Annotated in this window: 13 protein-coding genes and 1 other annotated feature; all 13 genes read right to left on the minus strand. The window is 51.1% G+C overall.

The annotated features are described in order from the left end of the window. Window positions 1–20 precede the first annotated feature (20 nt). The 13 genes from rpoC to rlmB all read right to left on the minus strand — a co-directional run bounded on the left by rpoC (window position 21) and on the right by rlmB (window position 14657). Window positions 21–3635, minus strand: coding sequence for a DNA-directed RNA polymerase subunit beta' (gene rpoC, locus NST08_RS26310; RefSeq protein WP_007132574.1), 3615 nt, complete (start codon window positions 3633–3635; stop codon window positions 21–23). A gap of 94 nt (window positions 3636–3729) precedes the next feature. Then, window positions 3730–7275, minus strand: a complete 3546-nt coding sequence (rpoB, locus tag NST08_RS26315; RefSeq protein WP_028406470.1) for a DNA-directed RNA polymerase subunit beta — start codon at window positions 7273–7275, stop codon at window positions 3730–3732. Window positions 7276–7759: 484 nt separating this feature from the next. Then, window positions 7760–8362 carry a class I SAM-dependent methyltransferase gene (locus NST08_RS26320; RefSeq protein WP_007132576.1) on the minus strand — a complete coding sequence of 201 codons (603 nt, stop codon included), beginning with the start codon at window positions 8360–8362 and terminating at the stop codon, window positions 7760–7762. 203 nt (window positions 8363–8565) lie between these two features. Further along, window positions 8566–8928, minus strand: a complete 363-nt coding sequence (gene rplL, locus NST08_RS26325) for a 50S ribosomal protein L7/L12 (RefSeq protein ID WP_007132577.1) — start codon at window positions 8926–8928, stop codon at window positions 8566–8568. Between the two features lie 68 nt (window positions 8929–8996). Beyond that, window positions 8997–9500, minus strand: coding sequence for a 50S ribosomal protein L10 (gene rplJ / locus NST08_RS26330; RefSeq protein WP_007132578.1), 504 nt, complete (start codon window positions 9498–9500; stop codon window positions 8997–8999). Window positions 9501–9563: 63 nt separating this feature from the next. After that, window positions 9564–9722: a sequence feature (ribosomal protein L10 leader region), on the minus strand. A 71-nt stretch (window positions 9723–9793) separates the two neighbouring features. Beyond that, complete coding sequence (gene rplA / locus NST08_RS26335; protein WP_007132579.1) at window positions 9794–10486, minus strand: 50S ribosomal protein L1; 693 nt, start codon at window positions 10484–10486, stop codon at window positions 9794–9796. An 87-nt stretch (window positions 10487–10573) separates the two neighbouring features. After that, entirely contained in the window at window positions 10574–10999 is a 426-nt protein-coding gene (gene rplK, locus NST08_RS26340) for a 50S ribosomal protein L11 (RefSeq protein WP_007132580.1), read from the minus strand. Between the two features lie 77 nt (window positions 11000–11076). Next, window positions 11077–11610 (minus strand): transcription termination/antitermination protein NusG, encoded by a 534-nt coding sequence (nusG, locus tag NST08_RS26345; protein WP_007132581.1) that lies wholly within the window; start codon window positions 11608–11610, stop codon window positions 11077–11079. A gap of 21 nt (window positions 11611–11631) precedes the next feature. Then, window positions 11632–11823, minus strand: coding sequence for a preprotein translocase subunit SecE (gene secE / locus NST08_RS26350; protein ID WP_007132582.1), 192 nt, complete (start codon window positions 11821–11823; stop codon window positions 11632–11634). Window positions 11824–11847: 24 nt separating this feature from the next. Continuing rightward, window positions 11848–11997, minus strand: a complete 150-nt coding sequence (gene rpmG, locus NST08_RS26355; RefSeq protein ID WP_006212941.1) for a 50S ribosomal protein L33 — start codon at window positions 11995–11997, stop codon at window positions 11848–11850. Window positions 11998–12550: 553 nt separating this feature from the next. Then, a complete protein-coding gene (gene sigH / locus NST08_RS26360; protein ID WP_006212942.1) occupies window positions 12551–13195 on the minus strand; it encodes an RNA polymerase sporulation sigma factor SigH in 645 nt (214 codons plus the stop codon). 188 nt (window positions 13196–13383) lie between these two features. Further along, the gene (locus NST08_RS26365) at window positions 13384–13902 is read right to left on the minus strand and encodes an NYN domain-containing protein (protein WP_007132583.1); all 519 of its coding nucleotides are present in this window, start codon (window positions 13900–13902) and stop codon (window positions 13384–13386) included. 5 nt (window positions 13903–13907) lie between these two features. Continuing rightward, the gene (gene rlmB, locus NST08_RS26370) at window positions 13908–14657 is read right to left on the minus strand and encodes a 23S rRNA (guanosine(2251)-2'-O)-methyltransferase RlmB (RefSeq protein WP_007132584.1); all 750 of its coding nucleotides are present in this window, start codon (window positions 14655–14657) and stop codon (window positions 13908–13910) included. Between the last annotated feature and the right edge of the window lie 32 nt (window positions 14658–14689).

A 14689-nucleotide genomic window follows, 5' to 3' on the forward strand; every position in this document is an offset into this window, starting at 1 on the left:
TCCTCTCACCTCCATTTCCTTTATTCTACAGAAGCGGTTTCCAGCTCCTGGCTTTCATCGTTCGCATCGTTCTGACCCTCGAATCTCACGTTGCGGTAACGGCTCATGCCTGTTCCCGCAGGGATCAGCTTACCGATGATGACATTCTCTTTCAGACCGAGCAGCTGATCGACTTTACCTTTGATCGCTGCATCTGTCAGGACGCGGGTTGTCTCCTGGAAGGAGGCCGCGGACAAGAAGGAGTCTGTCTCAAGGGAAGCCTTCGTGATACCGAGCAGAACCGGTTTTGCAACCGCTGGCTCTTTGCCGGACAGAATGGCTTCTTTGTTAGCCACTTCGTATTCATGGATATCCACGTAGGAGCCAGGCAGAAGATTCGTGTCTCCAGCGTCGACGATGCGGATTTTGCGCAGCATCTGCCGGATCATAACCTCAACGTGCTTATCGTTGATTTCTACGCCCTGGTTCCGGTATACGCGCTGAACTTCCTGAAGGATATAGTTCTGCACGCCGCGGATCCCTTTAATGCGAAGCATTTCCTTCGGATCGATCGAACCGTCGGTCAGTTCATCCCCGGCTTCGATGTGCTTGCCTTCGCTAACGCGCAGACGGGAGCCATACGTTACGGAGTAGACCTTCGTTTCGGCCTCACCTTGAATTTCAATTTCACGACGGTCTTTCGTTTCGCGGATCTCTTTCACGACGCCGTCGATCTCACTAATGGTCGCTTGACCTTTAGGGTTACGGGCCTCGAAGAGCTCCTGGATACGCGGAAGACCTTGCGTAATATCGTCACCGGCAACGCCGCCTGTGTGGAATGTACGCATCGTCAGCTGGGTTCCCGGTTCACCGATGGATTGAGCCGCGATAATACCTACCGCTTCACCAATCTCAACATGCTTGCCGGTAGCCAGGTTGCGGCCATAACACTTCTTGCAGACGCCATAACGCGCCCGGCAGCTCAGGATGGAGCGGATTTGTACCGACTCCACGCCGGCTTTGACGATTTCGGCTGCTTTATCCGAATCGATCAGCTCGTTGCGGTTAACGATGATCTCTTTTGTCTCAGGATGACGAACCGTTTCAAAGGAGTAACGTCCTTCGATCCGATCGTACAGATCCTCGATAACTTCCTTACCGTCTTGGATCCGGCTTACAGTGAAGCCTTTATCCGTGCTGCACTCATCCTCGCGGACGATGACGTCCTGCGCAACGTCAACGAGACGACGGGTCAGGTAACCCGAGTCAGCTGTACGAAGCGCCGTATCGGCGAGACCTTTACGCGCACCGTGCGTGGACAGGAAGTACTCGAGTACCGTCAGGCCTTCACGGAAGTTCGATTTGATCGGGAGCTCGATGATACGGCCCGACGGGTTCGCCATCAGACCACGCATACCGCCCAGCTGGGTGATCTGCGATTTGTTACCCCGCGCTTTGGAGTCCACCATGAGCATGATGGAATTGAAGCGGTCCATCGATTTCATCAAGACGTCCGTAATATCGTCTTTCGCTTTCGACCAGATGTCGATGACGCGGTCATAGCGTTCTTCGTTCGTGATCAAGCCACGGCGGTATTGGTTGGTTACCACTTTAACCTTCTCGTCGGACTCTCTCAGAATCTCGTTCTTCTCCTCAGGGACGATAACGTCGGCTACCGCAACGGTAACCCCTGCGCGAGTCGAGTACGTGAAGCCGAGCTGCTTGATCTTATCCAGAATGACAGAGGTTTCTGTCGTATGGTACGTCTCGAAGCAGCGGGCGATAATTTGACCCAGATATTCCTTGCCGACCGCGCCGCTAACCGGAAGACTTTGAATAGCTTCTTGCAGGTTGGCACCCTTTTCGTATACGAAATACTTCTCAGGTGTACCTTGAAGCAGGTTGGTACGGGTCGCCTCGTTGATGTACGGGAAGCTGGCAGGGAAGATTTCGTTAAAGATAATCCGTCCCACCGTCGTAATCAGCATCGCCTTTTGCTGCTCTTCCGTAAAGCTGGTTTTACCCAGAGCCTTAACCGGAATCGCTACACGGGCATGGAGGCCCGCAGTTCCGCGCTGATACGCGGATACCGCTTCGTTCACGCTGCCCAGAATCATGCCGGTACCCTTCTCTTCCTTGTTATCCATGGTCAGATAGAAGGAACCAAGAACCATATCCTGGGACGGCGTTACGACCGGCTTACCGTCTTTCGGGTTCAGGATGTTGCCGGATGCCAGCATCAGGAGACGCGCTTCCGCTTGGGCTTCAGCCGACAACGGAACGTGTACCGCCATTTGGTCACCGTCGAAGTCGGCGTTGTAAGCCGTACATACGAGCGGGTGAAGCCGGATGGCATGACCTTCGACGAGAATCGGTTCAAACGCTTGGATCCCGAGTCTGTGAAGCGTCGGTGCACGGTTCAGGAGAACCGGATGCTCTTTAATGACTTCCTCAAGCACATCCCATACTTCCGGGCTGACGCGTTCTACCTTGCGCTTCGCACTCTTAATATTATGAGCAAGGCCTTTATTGACCAGTTCTTTCATCACGAACGGCTTGAACAGCTCAAGCGCCATCTTCTTAGGAAGACCGCACTGGTACATCTTCAGATAAGGTCCTACGACGATAACGGAACGACCGGAATAGTCTACCCGTTTACCGAGCAAGTTCTGACGGAAACGGCCCTGCTTACCTTTCAGCATGTGGCTGAGGGATTTAAGCGGACGGTTGCCTGGACCCGTTACCGGACGGCCGCGGCGGCCGTTATCGATAAGCGCGTCAACAGCTTCCTGCAGCATGCGCTTCTCGTTCTGTACGATAATATCCGGCGCTCCGAGATCCAGCAGTCTCTTCAGACGGTTGTTCCGGTTGATGACACGGCGGTACAGGTCGTTCAAGTCCGAGGTCGCAAAACGGCCCCCGTCGAGCTGTACCATCGGACGCAGTTCCGGCGGAATAACCGGGAGTACGTCCATAACCATCCATTCCGGATTGTTGCCGGAATTACGGAAAGCCTCGATAACTTCCAGACGCTTGATCGCACGGTTACGGCGCTGCCCTTGAGCCGTGCGCAGCTCTTCTTTCAGGAACTCAAGCTCTTTTTCAATATCAAGATCCTGCAGGAGCTTCTTGACCGCTTCAGCACCCATGCCGGCTTGGAAGCCGTAGCCGTACTTCTCGCGATAGCTGCGGTATTCCTTCTCAGACAACAGCTGCTTCTTCTCCAGCGGTGTGTCGCCTGGATCCGTAACGACATAAGATGCGAAATAAATGATCTCTTCCAGGGATCTTGGGGACATATCCAGCGCCAGACCCATCCGGCTCGGAATGCCTTTGAAATACCAAATATGCGATACCGGTGCAGCCAGCTCGATGTGCCCCATCCGTTCACGACGGACTTTGGCACGCGTTACTTCAACGCCGCAGCGATCACAGACTACGCCTTTATAACGGACACGCTTATACTTACCGCAATGACATTCCCAGTCCTTCTGCGGACCGAAAATCCGTTCACAGAACAGACCTTCCTTCTCGGGCTTCAATGTACGGTAGTTAATCGTCTCCGGCTTCTTAACCTCTCCGCGAGACCACGAGCGGATTTTCTCTGGGGAAGCAAGACCGATCTTCATGTACTCAAAATTGTTAACGTCCAACAAGGAGCAACCCTCCTCAACTTAGTCCTATTTATGTGCTATACAGTCAAGATCACCGCCGCCGCATCATAGCAGGGCGGCGGTGATGAAATGACCGTTATTCCACTCCGACTTCAGCGCCTTCCAAGTTAAGGCTCAGTTTGTCACCTTGAACATCATCTTCATCATCGAGCTCTTTCATCTCGATTTCCTCTTCATTCTCGCTGAGGATCTTAACATCCATACCAAGCGATTGAAGCTCTTTAATCAATACCTTGAACGACTCAGGAACGCCCGGCTCCGGCACGTTCTCGCCCTTAACGATGGATTCGTAGGTTTTCACCCGGCCGACCACGTCATCGGACTTGACGGTAAGAATTTCTTGCAGTGTATAAGCGGCACCATAAGCTTCAAGCGCCCACACCTCCATCTCACCGAAGCGCTGTCCGCCGAACTGAGCTTTACCACCCAGCGGCTGCTGCGTAACGAGCGAGTATGGTCCCGTGGAACGGGCATGGATCTTATCGTCAACCATGTGCGCGAGCTTGATCATGTGCATGACGCCGACCGTAACTTCACGCTCGAAGCGTTCACCGGTACGACCGTCGTAAAGCACGGTTTTACCGTTGCGCTGCATGCCGGCCTCTTCCATCGTATCAAACACGTCGTATTCGTTCGCGCCGTCAAATACCGGCGTTGCAACGTGAATGCCGAGCTGAAGGGCAGCCATGCCCAAGTGAACCTCAAGCACCTGACCGATGTTCATACGCGACGGAACCCCGAGCGGGTTCAGTACGACTTGAACCGGTGTGCCATCCGGCAGGAACGGCATGTCTTCCTCAGGGAGAATACGGGCAACGACACCCTTATTACCGTGACGTCCGGCCATCTTGTCACCTTCGGAAATTTTACGTTTCTGCGCAATGTAGACGCGAACCAGTTGGTTGACGCCCGGCGGCAGCTCGTCGCCATTCTCGCGAGTGAACACCTTCACGTCAACGATGATTCCGTCACTGCCGTGAGGAACGCGCAAGGAAGTGTCGCGCACTTCGCGAGCCTTCTCACCGAAGATCGCATGCAGGAGGCGCTCTTCTGCTGTCAGCTCGGTAACACCCTTAGGCGTTACTTTACCGACCAGAATGTCGCCTGCGCTGATCTCGGCACCGATGCGGATAATACCGCGCTCGTCAAGGTTCTTCAGCGCTTCTTCACCCACGTTCGGGATATCGCGCGTGATTTCCTCAGGACCAAGCTTCGTATCGCGGGCTTCGGATTCGTATTCCTCGATATGAATCGAAGTGTATACATCCTCTTTCACCAGCTTCTCGGAGAGGAGAATCGCATCCTCGTAGTTGTAGCCTTCCCAAGTCATGAACGCAACGACGACGTTGCGGCCCAATGCCAATTCGCCAAGTTCGGTCGACGGTCCGTCAGCGAGGATATCGCCTTTCTTGACCACGTCTCCGCGTTTGACGATCGGACGCTGGTTGATGCATGTTCCTTGGTTCGAACGCATAAATTTGTGTAATTTATATTTGATTATATCGCCTTTGACTTCCTGTCCATCCACGGTTTCCACGCGGCGGAGCCAGATTTCGTTGGCGGATGAGCGCTCAATAATCCCGTCGTATTTGGACACAATACATACACCGGAATCTTTAGCAGCCTTGTGCTCCATCCCGGTACCGACAAGCGGTGCTTTCGGAACGAGAAGCGGAACGGCCTGCCGCTGCATGTTCGATCCCATCAGCGCACGGTTGGAGTCGTCGTTCTCAAGGAACGGAATGAGCGCCGTCGCAACCGACACAACCTGTTTCGGCGAAACGTCCATGTAGTCTACACGGTCGCTCGGCATTGGCAGGATGTTATCGGACTGCTTATTGTAACGAACGATAACCATGTCATCGGCGAAGGTGCCGTCTTCATTGAGCTCGGCGTTTGCCTGAGCGACGATGTAGTTATCTTCTTCGTCGGCAGTCAGGTAATCGATTTGCTCGGTGACTTTCCCGGTCTTCGGATCAACCCAGCGGTATGGAGCTTCAATGAAACCATACTCGTTGATGCGGGCAAACGTTGACAAGGAGTTGATCAGACCGATGTTCGGTCCCTCCGGCGTCTCGATCGGACACATACGGCCGTAGTGACTGTGGTGAACGTCCCGTACTTCGAAGCCTGCGCGCTCACGAGTCAAACCGCCCGGCCCGAGTGCGGACAAACGACGCTTATGCGTCAGTTCCGCCAGCGGGTTCGTCTGGTCCATGAACTGAGACAGCTGGGAGCTTCCGAAGAACTCCTTGATCGAGGCGATCACCGGACGGATATTGATCAGCGCCTGCGGCGTAATCACGTTCGCATCCTGGATCGACATTCTTTCACGCACCACGCGCTCCATACGGGACAAACCGATACGGAACTGGTTCTGAAGCAGCTCGCCCACGGAACGCAGACGACGGTTGCCCAGGTGGTCGATATCATCGGTGTTGCCAATGCCATGCAGCAGGTTGATGAAGTAGCTGATGGAAGAGATAATATCGGCTTGCGTAATATGTTTCACCGATTTGTCGATATTGCCGTTTGCAATGACTTTGACCACTTTCCCGTCCTCGATCGGAGAGAATACGTCAATCGTCTGCAGCGTAATATCGTCGCTGTCCATCACACCGCCGGTTACATGGTATTTCTTGAAGCCGACGCTCTTCTCGAGATAAGGCATGATCTCGTCCAAAAGACGACGATCCACAGTTTGACCTGCTTCCGCAATAATCTCGCCCGTTTCGACGTCGATCAGGCTCTCAGCCAAACGGTGGTTGAAGAGACGGTTCTTGATGTGAAGCTTCTTGTTGATTTTGTAGCGTCCGACATTCGCCAGATCATAACGTTTCGGATCAAAGAAACGAGCGACCAGGAGGCTCTTCGCATTCTCCAGCGTCGGCGGCTCGCCCGGACGAAGACGTTCATAAATTTCGATGAGCGCTTTCTCGGTGGAGTCCGTGTTGTCTTTATCCAGCGTGTTTTGAATATATTCATCATTGCCCAGCAATTCCAGAATCTCGGCATCGGTACCGAAGCCAAGAGCCCGCAGCAGAACCGTTACCGGGATTTTGCGGGTACGGTCGATCCGGACATAAATGATGTCCTTCGCATCCATCTCCAGTTCCAGCCATGCTCCGCGATTCGGGATCACTGTTGCTGTGTAAGTCGATTTACCGTTTTTATCCACTTTTGTGCTGAAATAGACGCTGGGAGAGCGAACCAACTGGCTGACAATAACCCGTTCGGCACCATTGATAATGAACGTTCCGGTTTCCGTCATTAACGGGAAGTCACCCATGAACACTTCCTGCTCCTTGACCTCGCCGGTCTCCTTGTTAATGAGCCGGACTTTTACGCGGAGCGGCGCCGCATAAGTAACGTCGCGTTCTTTCGCGTCATCGACGGTGTATTTCGGTTCTCCAAGGCTGTAGTCAATGAACTCAAGCACCAAATTCCCCGTGAAATCCTGAATCGGCGAGATGTCCTGGAACATTTCGCGGAGTCCTTCCTCCAAAAACCATTCATAAGATTTTTGTTGGATTTCAATCAGGTTCGGAACTTCGAGTACCTCGTTGATACGAGAATAACTGCGCCGAGTGCGTCGACCATATTGAACAAGATGTCCTGCCAACTTAAACTCACCCCTCATGTCTACTCACTTAAAAATTCATTGCGAACCTCTGTTTGTAACACTATAATGGAACATACAGAGCACACACCCATAAATAGAGAAAAGCCCTTATCGAATACCTTTCGAAAAAAGAGCAGCTTATCCATGGTTATGATAATCATCTCATATCTTGTAGATTTGCCTAAAACGTACATATTATACGTCAAGACGACATACTTTATGCATCTTTCCGCACAATAATGCTTGACATTTCAGCAAACTAAAGACAAAGAGACCATCCTAATACTGACATTTTATAATAATACCATATCAGAATACCCAAGTCAACAGCCCATGCTGTATTTTATTTTGCATTTCAAGAGTCTTCGGTATGAAAATCCGTTAAGCCTCTCAGAGGACTCTATCTTCTCCAGAAGTTTCACCTTGCTGACAAGTCCCGTGGAATCAAAGGCCTTCATCCTCGGTGGATCTCGTCATCCTTCGTTCAGGCTTTGGTTGCTTTGAATATCCGATATCCCTTATCCTTCGTCACTTCCTCCACCTGCCCAAACAACGCTTCCAGCTTGGCCTTCGCGGACGGTGCCCCCTGCTTCTTCTGAATCACAACCCACAGCTGGCCGCCCTGACGCAAATGATTCCATGCTTCCGCAAAAATCGTATGCACCGTTTCCTTCCCGGCACGGATCGGCGGGTTCGTCAACACCACGTCGAACGCTTGATCCTTGACTGCCGTAAACAAATCGCTCTCCAGAATCGTCACATTGGCAATGCCGTTATGCCTCGCATTTTCCCGGGCAAGCTCCACGGCACGGCTGTTAATGTCGATCATGGTTACATGTCCTTGCGGGGCCAGTCTGGCCGCCGTCAGTCCAATCGGGCCGTACCCGCAGCCCACATCCAGCACGGAAGCATCCGGCGCGAATTCCATCGCGTCGATCAGCACCCGGCTGCCATAATCAATGCCGCTCTTGGAGAACACCCCGGCATCGCTGATGAAGCTCAGCGAGTGTCCCCGGAGCTCGGCCTTCAGCTCTTTACGGTCATGTGCGGTTTCCGGCTGATTCGAGTAATAATGTTGATTCGGCATTCTTGCCCTCCTGTAAATCGTAGCACCGTCGTTCCATTATGATCCATAAGATCATGACTGGCCTAGGCGCACTGTCCCTTCATTAACCAGTATGTCCTATCTTTTTTAGAAACAGTATAAAAGATTTCCCGCCACAATAACAAACCCCTTGAACCAAAATTCAAGGGGTTTGTCTCATGCTGACGATTCGGTTATGGAAGCAATTACTTCACTTCTACGGAAGCGCCTGCTTCTTCCAACTTAGCTTTAACAGCTTCAGCTTCGTCTTTGGATACTTTTTCTTTCAATGGTTTTGGAGCGTTGTCAACCAGTTCTTTTGCTTCTTTCAAGCCAAGACCAGTGATTTCGCGAACCACTTTGATTACGTTGATCTTGGAAGCGCCAGCGCTTGCCAGGATTACGTCGAATTCGGATTGCTCAGCAGCTTCAGCTGCACCAGCGCCACCTACAACAGCTACTGGAGCTGCAGCAGTTACACCGAATTCTTCTTCGATTGCTTTTACAAGATCGTTCAGTTCCAGAACAGACATACCTTTAATTGCTTCCAAGATTTGCTCTTTGCTCATTTAAGTTGAACCTCCATTTATAATTAAGATTTAATAGTTGTTGTTACACCGCTCGGGCAAGCCCAAGCTTATGCGCTTTGCTCTTCCTTCTCAGCAACGGCTTTAACTGCAAGCGCGAAGTTGCGCACTGGAGCCTGAAGCACGCTGAGGAGCATGGAGAGGAGACCTTCGCGGGATGGAAGTTCTGCCAGAGCCTTGATTTCGCTCTCTCCAACCACACGGCCTTCTACTACTGCGCCTTTCAATTTCAACGCTTCGTTCTTCTTCGCAAAATCATTCAGGATTTTTGCTGGAGCGACAGCGTCATTGGTACCAAACGCTACAGCTGTAGGTCCAGTCAATACTTCGTCAAGCTCGGACAGCTCAGCAGCTGCAGTCGCACGGCGAAGCAACGAGTTCTTCAATACTTGGAACTCAACGCCAGCCTCACGAAGCTGCTTACGCAGTTCGGTAACTTGCGATACGTTCAAACCACGGTAGTCCGCAACAACAGTCGTCACGCTCTCGCGCAATTTAGCTGCAATCACCTCAACCGCTTCTTGTTTCGCTTGAATCACTTTTGCGTTTGCCAATGTTTACACCTCCTGGTTGTATTAGTAGCGCTAGGAGCAAATCACTTGCCCCCCGCTCTTCCTACGGGCACTAAAAAAGCCTCCGTAGAATCACGAAGGCCTGATGAATCATCATTTGACCGGAATGTCCGGACAAGCTGCTGACGTTCTATCATAACACCTCGGTAGGAAATTAAGCCTGCTTAGGGCACCTACTGTCTACGGTAAGCATATTCAACTTTAGGGGTCAGTCTCTAAGACTCACAACTGTTACATAATATCAAATGTCCATGACCAAAGTCAATGGAAAAATATTATCTGTAAACAGCTGTGCTCACGCGAGCGCTAGGTCCCATGGTCGAGGAAACAGCGATGCCTTTCAGGTATACACCTTTAGCGGCAGCCGGCTTCGCACGATTCAATGCATCGATGAGAGCTTTGAGGTTCTCATTCAGTTGTTCTGCACTGAAGGACACTTTACCGATCGGAGCGTGAATTTGACCTGCTTTGTCCAGACGGTACTCGATTTTACCAGCTTTGATTTCTTGAACAGCCTTGGCAACCTCGAATGTAACCGTACCGGCTTTAGGGTTAGGCATCAGGCCTTTACCACCGAGCAGACGGCCAAGTTTACCGACTTCGCTCATCATATCAGGTGTAGCTACGCAGACATCGAAATCGAACCAGCCTTGTTGGATTTTGTTGATCATGTCCTGATCGCCAACAAAATCTGCACCAGCCGCTTCCGCTTCCTTCGCTTTTTCACCTTTTGCAAATACCAGAACGCGTTGTGTCTTACCTGTACCGTGTGGCAGTACAACAACACCGCGAACAGCCTGGTCTTGTTTACGAGGGTCTACACCCAAACGCACAGCCACTTCGACAGTTTCGTCGAATTTAGCCGTTGCAGCCTTCTTCACAAGCTCTACAGCTTCCAAAGGCTCATAAGTTGCTTCGCTGTCGATCAGCTTCGCAGCTTCAACGTATTTCTTACCGTGTTTAGCCATGAATGTTTTTTCCTCCTTTGTGGTGTTAGCGGAATTTCCTCCCACATGATCCGGATGCACGCATCCGGTTTAACGTTCGAGAAACGATTAGTCCTCGATTGTGATACCCATACTGCGGGCAGTACCTTCTACCATCTTCATTGCAGCTTCAACAGATGCAGCGTTCAGGTCAGGCATTTTCGTTTCAGCGATTTGACGCACAGCGTCGCGCTTAACGGTAGCGACTTTCTTCTTGTTAGGCTCGCCGGATCCTTTTTCAATCTTAGCAGCCACGCGAAGCAGAACAGCAGCCGGTGGAGTTTTCGTGATGAACGTAAAGGAACGATCCTCGAATACCGAAATTTCAACCGGGATGATCAGACCAGCTTGATCAGCGGTACGCGCGTTGAATTCTTTACAGAATGCCATGATGTTGACACCCGCTTGACCCAATGCAGGACCTACTGGAGGAGCTGGATTCGCTTTACCTGCAGGAATTTGCAGTTTAACAACTTTGATAACCTTTTTAGCCATGGTTGACACCTCCTTGCATCAATAGTGGTAGCGGACGCAGTTAAACGTCCTCCCACAAGAAACCCGAAGAACGAAATCTATATCTTCTCCACTTGAGTGTAATCCAGCTCAAGCGGGGTTTCCCGTCCAAACATGTTGACGTGAACCTTCAACTTGCTCTTATCAGCCAAAATCTCTTCCACGGAGCCCACAAAATTCGCAAAAGGACCAACCTTGATCCGAACGGATTCTTTGATATCGAATTCGATCTTCGGTTTCGGTTCCTCCATGCCCATATGCTTCAGAATCTGTTCCACTTCTTCCGGAAGCAAAGGCGTCGGTTTAGAACCGGATCCCGTCGAACCGACAAACCCGGTCACTCCTGGTGTGTTGCGTACAACATACCAAGAATCATCAGTTTGAATCATTTCGACCAAGACATATCCCGGGTAAACTTTCCGCATGACCGTTTTCTTCTTGCCATCCTTGTTTACCACTTCTTCTTCCATCGGAACAAGAACGCGGAATATTTTGTCCTCCATGCCCATGGACTCGACACGTTTTTCCAAATTGGCTTTGACTTTATTCTCATACCCGGAATAGGTATGAACTACATACCATCTTTTTTCCATATCAAGCCACCTGGGACCCTTCTAAATAATCGCTTCGATCACAGCGGAAATGCCGATGTCTATAACCCAAAAATAAATCGTGACAAACACAATGGTGCCTAGAACGATTAGAGTATAGTTCGTCAGTTCTTTACGATTGGGCCAGCGAACCTTTTTAAGTTCCGCCCAGCTTTCAGAGAAAAAGGAAAACAGAGACTTGAAACCACGTTTCACGCCGACTACACCTCCAAATGAAAACTATCTGGTTTCGCGATGAGGAGTTTGCTCGTTACAGAACTTGCAAAATTTCTTCATCTCCATGCGGTCGGGGTGATTTCGCTTGTTTTTGGTGGTTGTGTAGTTTCTTTGTTTGCAGCTTGTACAAGCCAAAGTGATAATTACCCGCATGATGTGCACCTCCCGAAGACGTCCTTCTTCACCAGAAGAACCGATATTGATCCTAGTAGAAACAACCTTGCTTCCTAGGGGGAAGCCTGATTATTTCTGCGAGATGAATAAAACCGCTGTTCCAAGCACTTGTAACAACGATCCATTCATAAAACACGCGAATTTAGGCCTACCTAAAACACTTTATCATATGGATAGAGCCATTTCAAGCCTTTTTCTCTCTGATCGCGGGCTGCAATAAATGCCATTAGCAAGTAAACCGAGGCACCGGTTGTAAAGTTCTTGCAGGCATCCTGCCTTGAACAGCAAAGCTGCGCCGAAGCGTGTTCTCAACATAACAGCCGTTTACGTCTATACCAGTATGTTCAATCTTCCAGCTGATAAAACACCGGATGGGGCACTTTTTAAGGGATGCATGCCGCCCGGACGGACATATAGCATATCAACGACAAAACCATCCTTCAGGCTTGGAAGCCGACAGACCGCACCCTATGGTCCAGATAATGAAAAAAAGGCTCTGATTGGAGCCTTCCCTTAACCGCCTGCCAAGCCTTTAGTTATCCCTGACCTCCAGATACCGTTCAAGCTTGCGCTTGACACGCTGGAGAGCATTATCAATCGATTTCACATGACGCCTTAAATCTACCGCGATTTCCTGGTAGGAACGCCCGTCCAGATAGAGCATCAGAACCTTACGCTCCAGATCGCTCAAAATCTCGGACATCTTATCCTCCAGACCGACGAACTCCTCTTGATTAATGATCAGTTCTTCCGGATCGCTTACCGCCGTGCCGCAAATAACGTCCAGCAGCGTACGGTCGGAATCCTCATCATAAATAGGCTTGTCCAATGAGACATACGAATTGAGCGGAATATGCTTCTGTCTCGTGGCCGTCTTGATCGCCGTAATAATTTGCCTGGTAATGCAGAGCTCGGCAAAGGCCTTGAACGAGGACAGCTTATCCCCTTTAAAATCACGTATTGCCTTGTACAGCCCGATCATGCCTTCCTGGACGATATCCTCCCGGTCGGCTCCTATCAAAAAATAAGAACGGGCTTTAGCACGTACAAAATTCCGGTACTTATTGATCAAATACTCCAGCGCCCCGCTGTCACCTTCACGGACCGCCTCGACAATGTCTTCATCACTTATCACATCATACCCTGACAACATGACTTCCTTGAGGTCCACACTCAATAGAATCCCTCCGGCCCGGAACGCACGGTAGCCCGTCACTCGCTTGAAATATATGACAAGTATATATGATGTCTACTAGACCGTCAACCACGATCTACCTAATATAGAGTGATATTAACATTAAATGTAAGATTTTCATGGTTTCTCGTAGGTTACTCATAGATTTGCAATAGCATACGCTTGCAGGACTACTCCCTCCGCCAACGCTCGAACATCTGTTTTATATCGGGCGGAAGCTTGCCGTCGAGGGTATTTCGGCCTTTGGTCTGCTCCTTGGCAATCTTCTGCTTCACCTCGCGTTCGCTCTGCTCGACTTCGTTCAGCAGTTCCCTTGCGGATAAGCGGAGAGCGCCGCGGGCAAAGATGATATGCTGTTCGATGAGATCACTGGTTGCTACATAGATTTTGCGCCGGCGATGGCTGAATTCCCCGACCAGGCGCTCGATGCATTCGTCCGCGGTTTCCTTCTCCTTCGTGAAGTATACCTGAACCTTGCCCTGCGTATAGGATTTGCCCAATCCCGGCACCCGGTACGCGTCAAAAATCGCGATGACCCGGAGTCCCGAATAAGCCTGATAATCCGCCAGCTTCGCAAGCAGCACATCCCGTGCTTCCTCCATGCTGCTGCTTGCAAGCTTGGCAAGAAACGGCCAGCCGCCGATCATGTTATAGCCATCGACCAGCAGCACATCCCGCCAATCGGCCATCGCGGCTAACCCTGAAGGCGACGACGGCGAAGCACTTCGTACATTACGACACCAGCGGCAACCGAAGCATTCAGCGAATTGATCGTTCCGGCCATCGGAAGCTTAACCAGTACATCGCATTTTTCGCGGATCAGACGCCCCATCCCTTTATTTTCGTTTCCGATGACGATCGCTACCGGCCCCTCAAACACGTCAGTGTCGTACAGCTCCTGCACGGCATCAACCACGGTGCCTACGACCCAAACGCCCATCTCCTTCAGCTGGTCGATCGTCTGGCCGAGATTGGTTACTCTTGCGACAGGCACATACTCCACGGCGCCTGCCGACGTCTTGGATACCGTTGCCGTAATCTGCGCCGATCTGCGCTTGGGCAAAATAACGCCGTGCGCGCCGGTGCAGTCCGCCGTTCTAAGGATCGATCCCAGATTATGCGGATCCTCGATCTCGTCCAGCAGCAGCAGAAACGGCGGCTCCCCCTTATCTTCGGCTGCTTTCAGCAGATCGTCCACCTCGACGTACGCATACGGCGCGACCTGTGCCACGACCCCTTGATGCTGAATGCCCGGAGCCATCTGATCCAGCTTGCGCTTGTCCACATGCGAGATGACGATGCCAAGCTTCTTCGCTTCCGCGATGATCGGCTGGGTTAAATGCTTCTGGGCATTTTCAGCGATCCATATTTTATTGATTGTTCGTCCCGACCTCAGCGCTTCCGTGACGGAATGCTTGCCTGCGACAATTTCCTCTTCCTGCATGTTGTACCCTCCTGCATATAAGCCTGGACGAG

The sequence above is a fragment of the Paenibacillus sp. FSL K6-1566 genome, assembly GCF_038050475.1.
Taxonomy (GTDB): domain Bacteria; phylum Bacillota; class Bacilli; order Paenibacillales; family Paenibacillaceae; genus Paenibacillus_AQ; species Paenibacillus_AQ lactis.

Excerpts from the sequence above, each read along its gene's own strand:
- NST08_RS26320 (WP_007132576.1), bottom strand. The coding sequence starts at position 8,362 with ATGCCGAATCAACATTATTACTCGAATCAGCCGGAAACCGCACATGAC.
- rplL (WP_007132577.1), bottom strand. The coding sequence starts at position 8,928 with ATGAGCAAAGAGCAAATCTTGGAAGCAATTAAAGGTATGTCTGTTCTG.
- rplA (WP_007132579.1), bottom strand. The coding sequence starts at position 10,486 with ATGGCTAAACACGGTAAGAAATACGTTGAAGCTGCGAAGCTGATCGAC.
- rplK (WP_007132580.1), bottom strand. The coding sequence starts at position 10,999 with ATGGCTAAAAAGGTTATCAAAGTTGTTAAACTGCAAATTCCTGCAGGT.
- nusG (WP_007132581.1), bottom strand. The coding sequence starts at position 11,610 with ATGGAAAAAAGATGGTATGTAGTTCATACCTATTCCGGGTATGAGAAT.
- rpmG (WP_006212941.1), bottom strand. The coding sequence starts at position 11,997 with ATGCGGGTAATTATCACTTTGGCTTGTACAAGCTGCAAACAAAGAAAC.
- NST08_RS26365 (WP_007132583.1), bottom strand. The coding sequence starts at position 13,902 with ATGGCCGATTGGCGGGATGTGCTGCTGGTCGATGGCTATAACATGATC.
- rlmB (WP_007132584.1), bottom strand. The coding sequence starts at position 14,657 with ATGCAGGAAGAGGAAATTGTCGCAGGCAAGCATTCCGTCACGGAAGCG.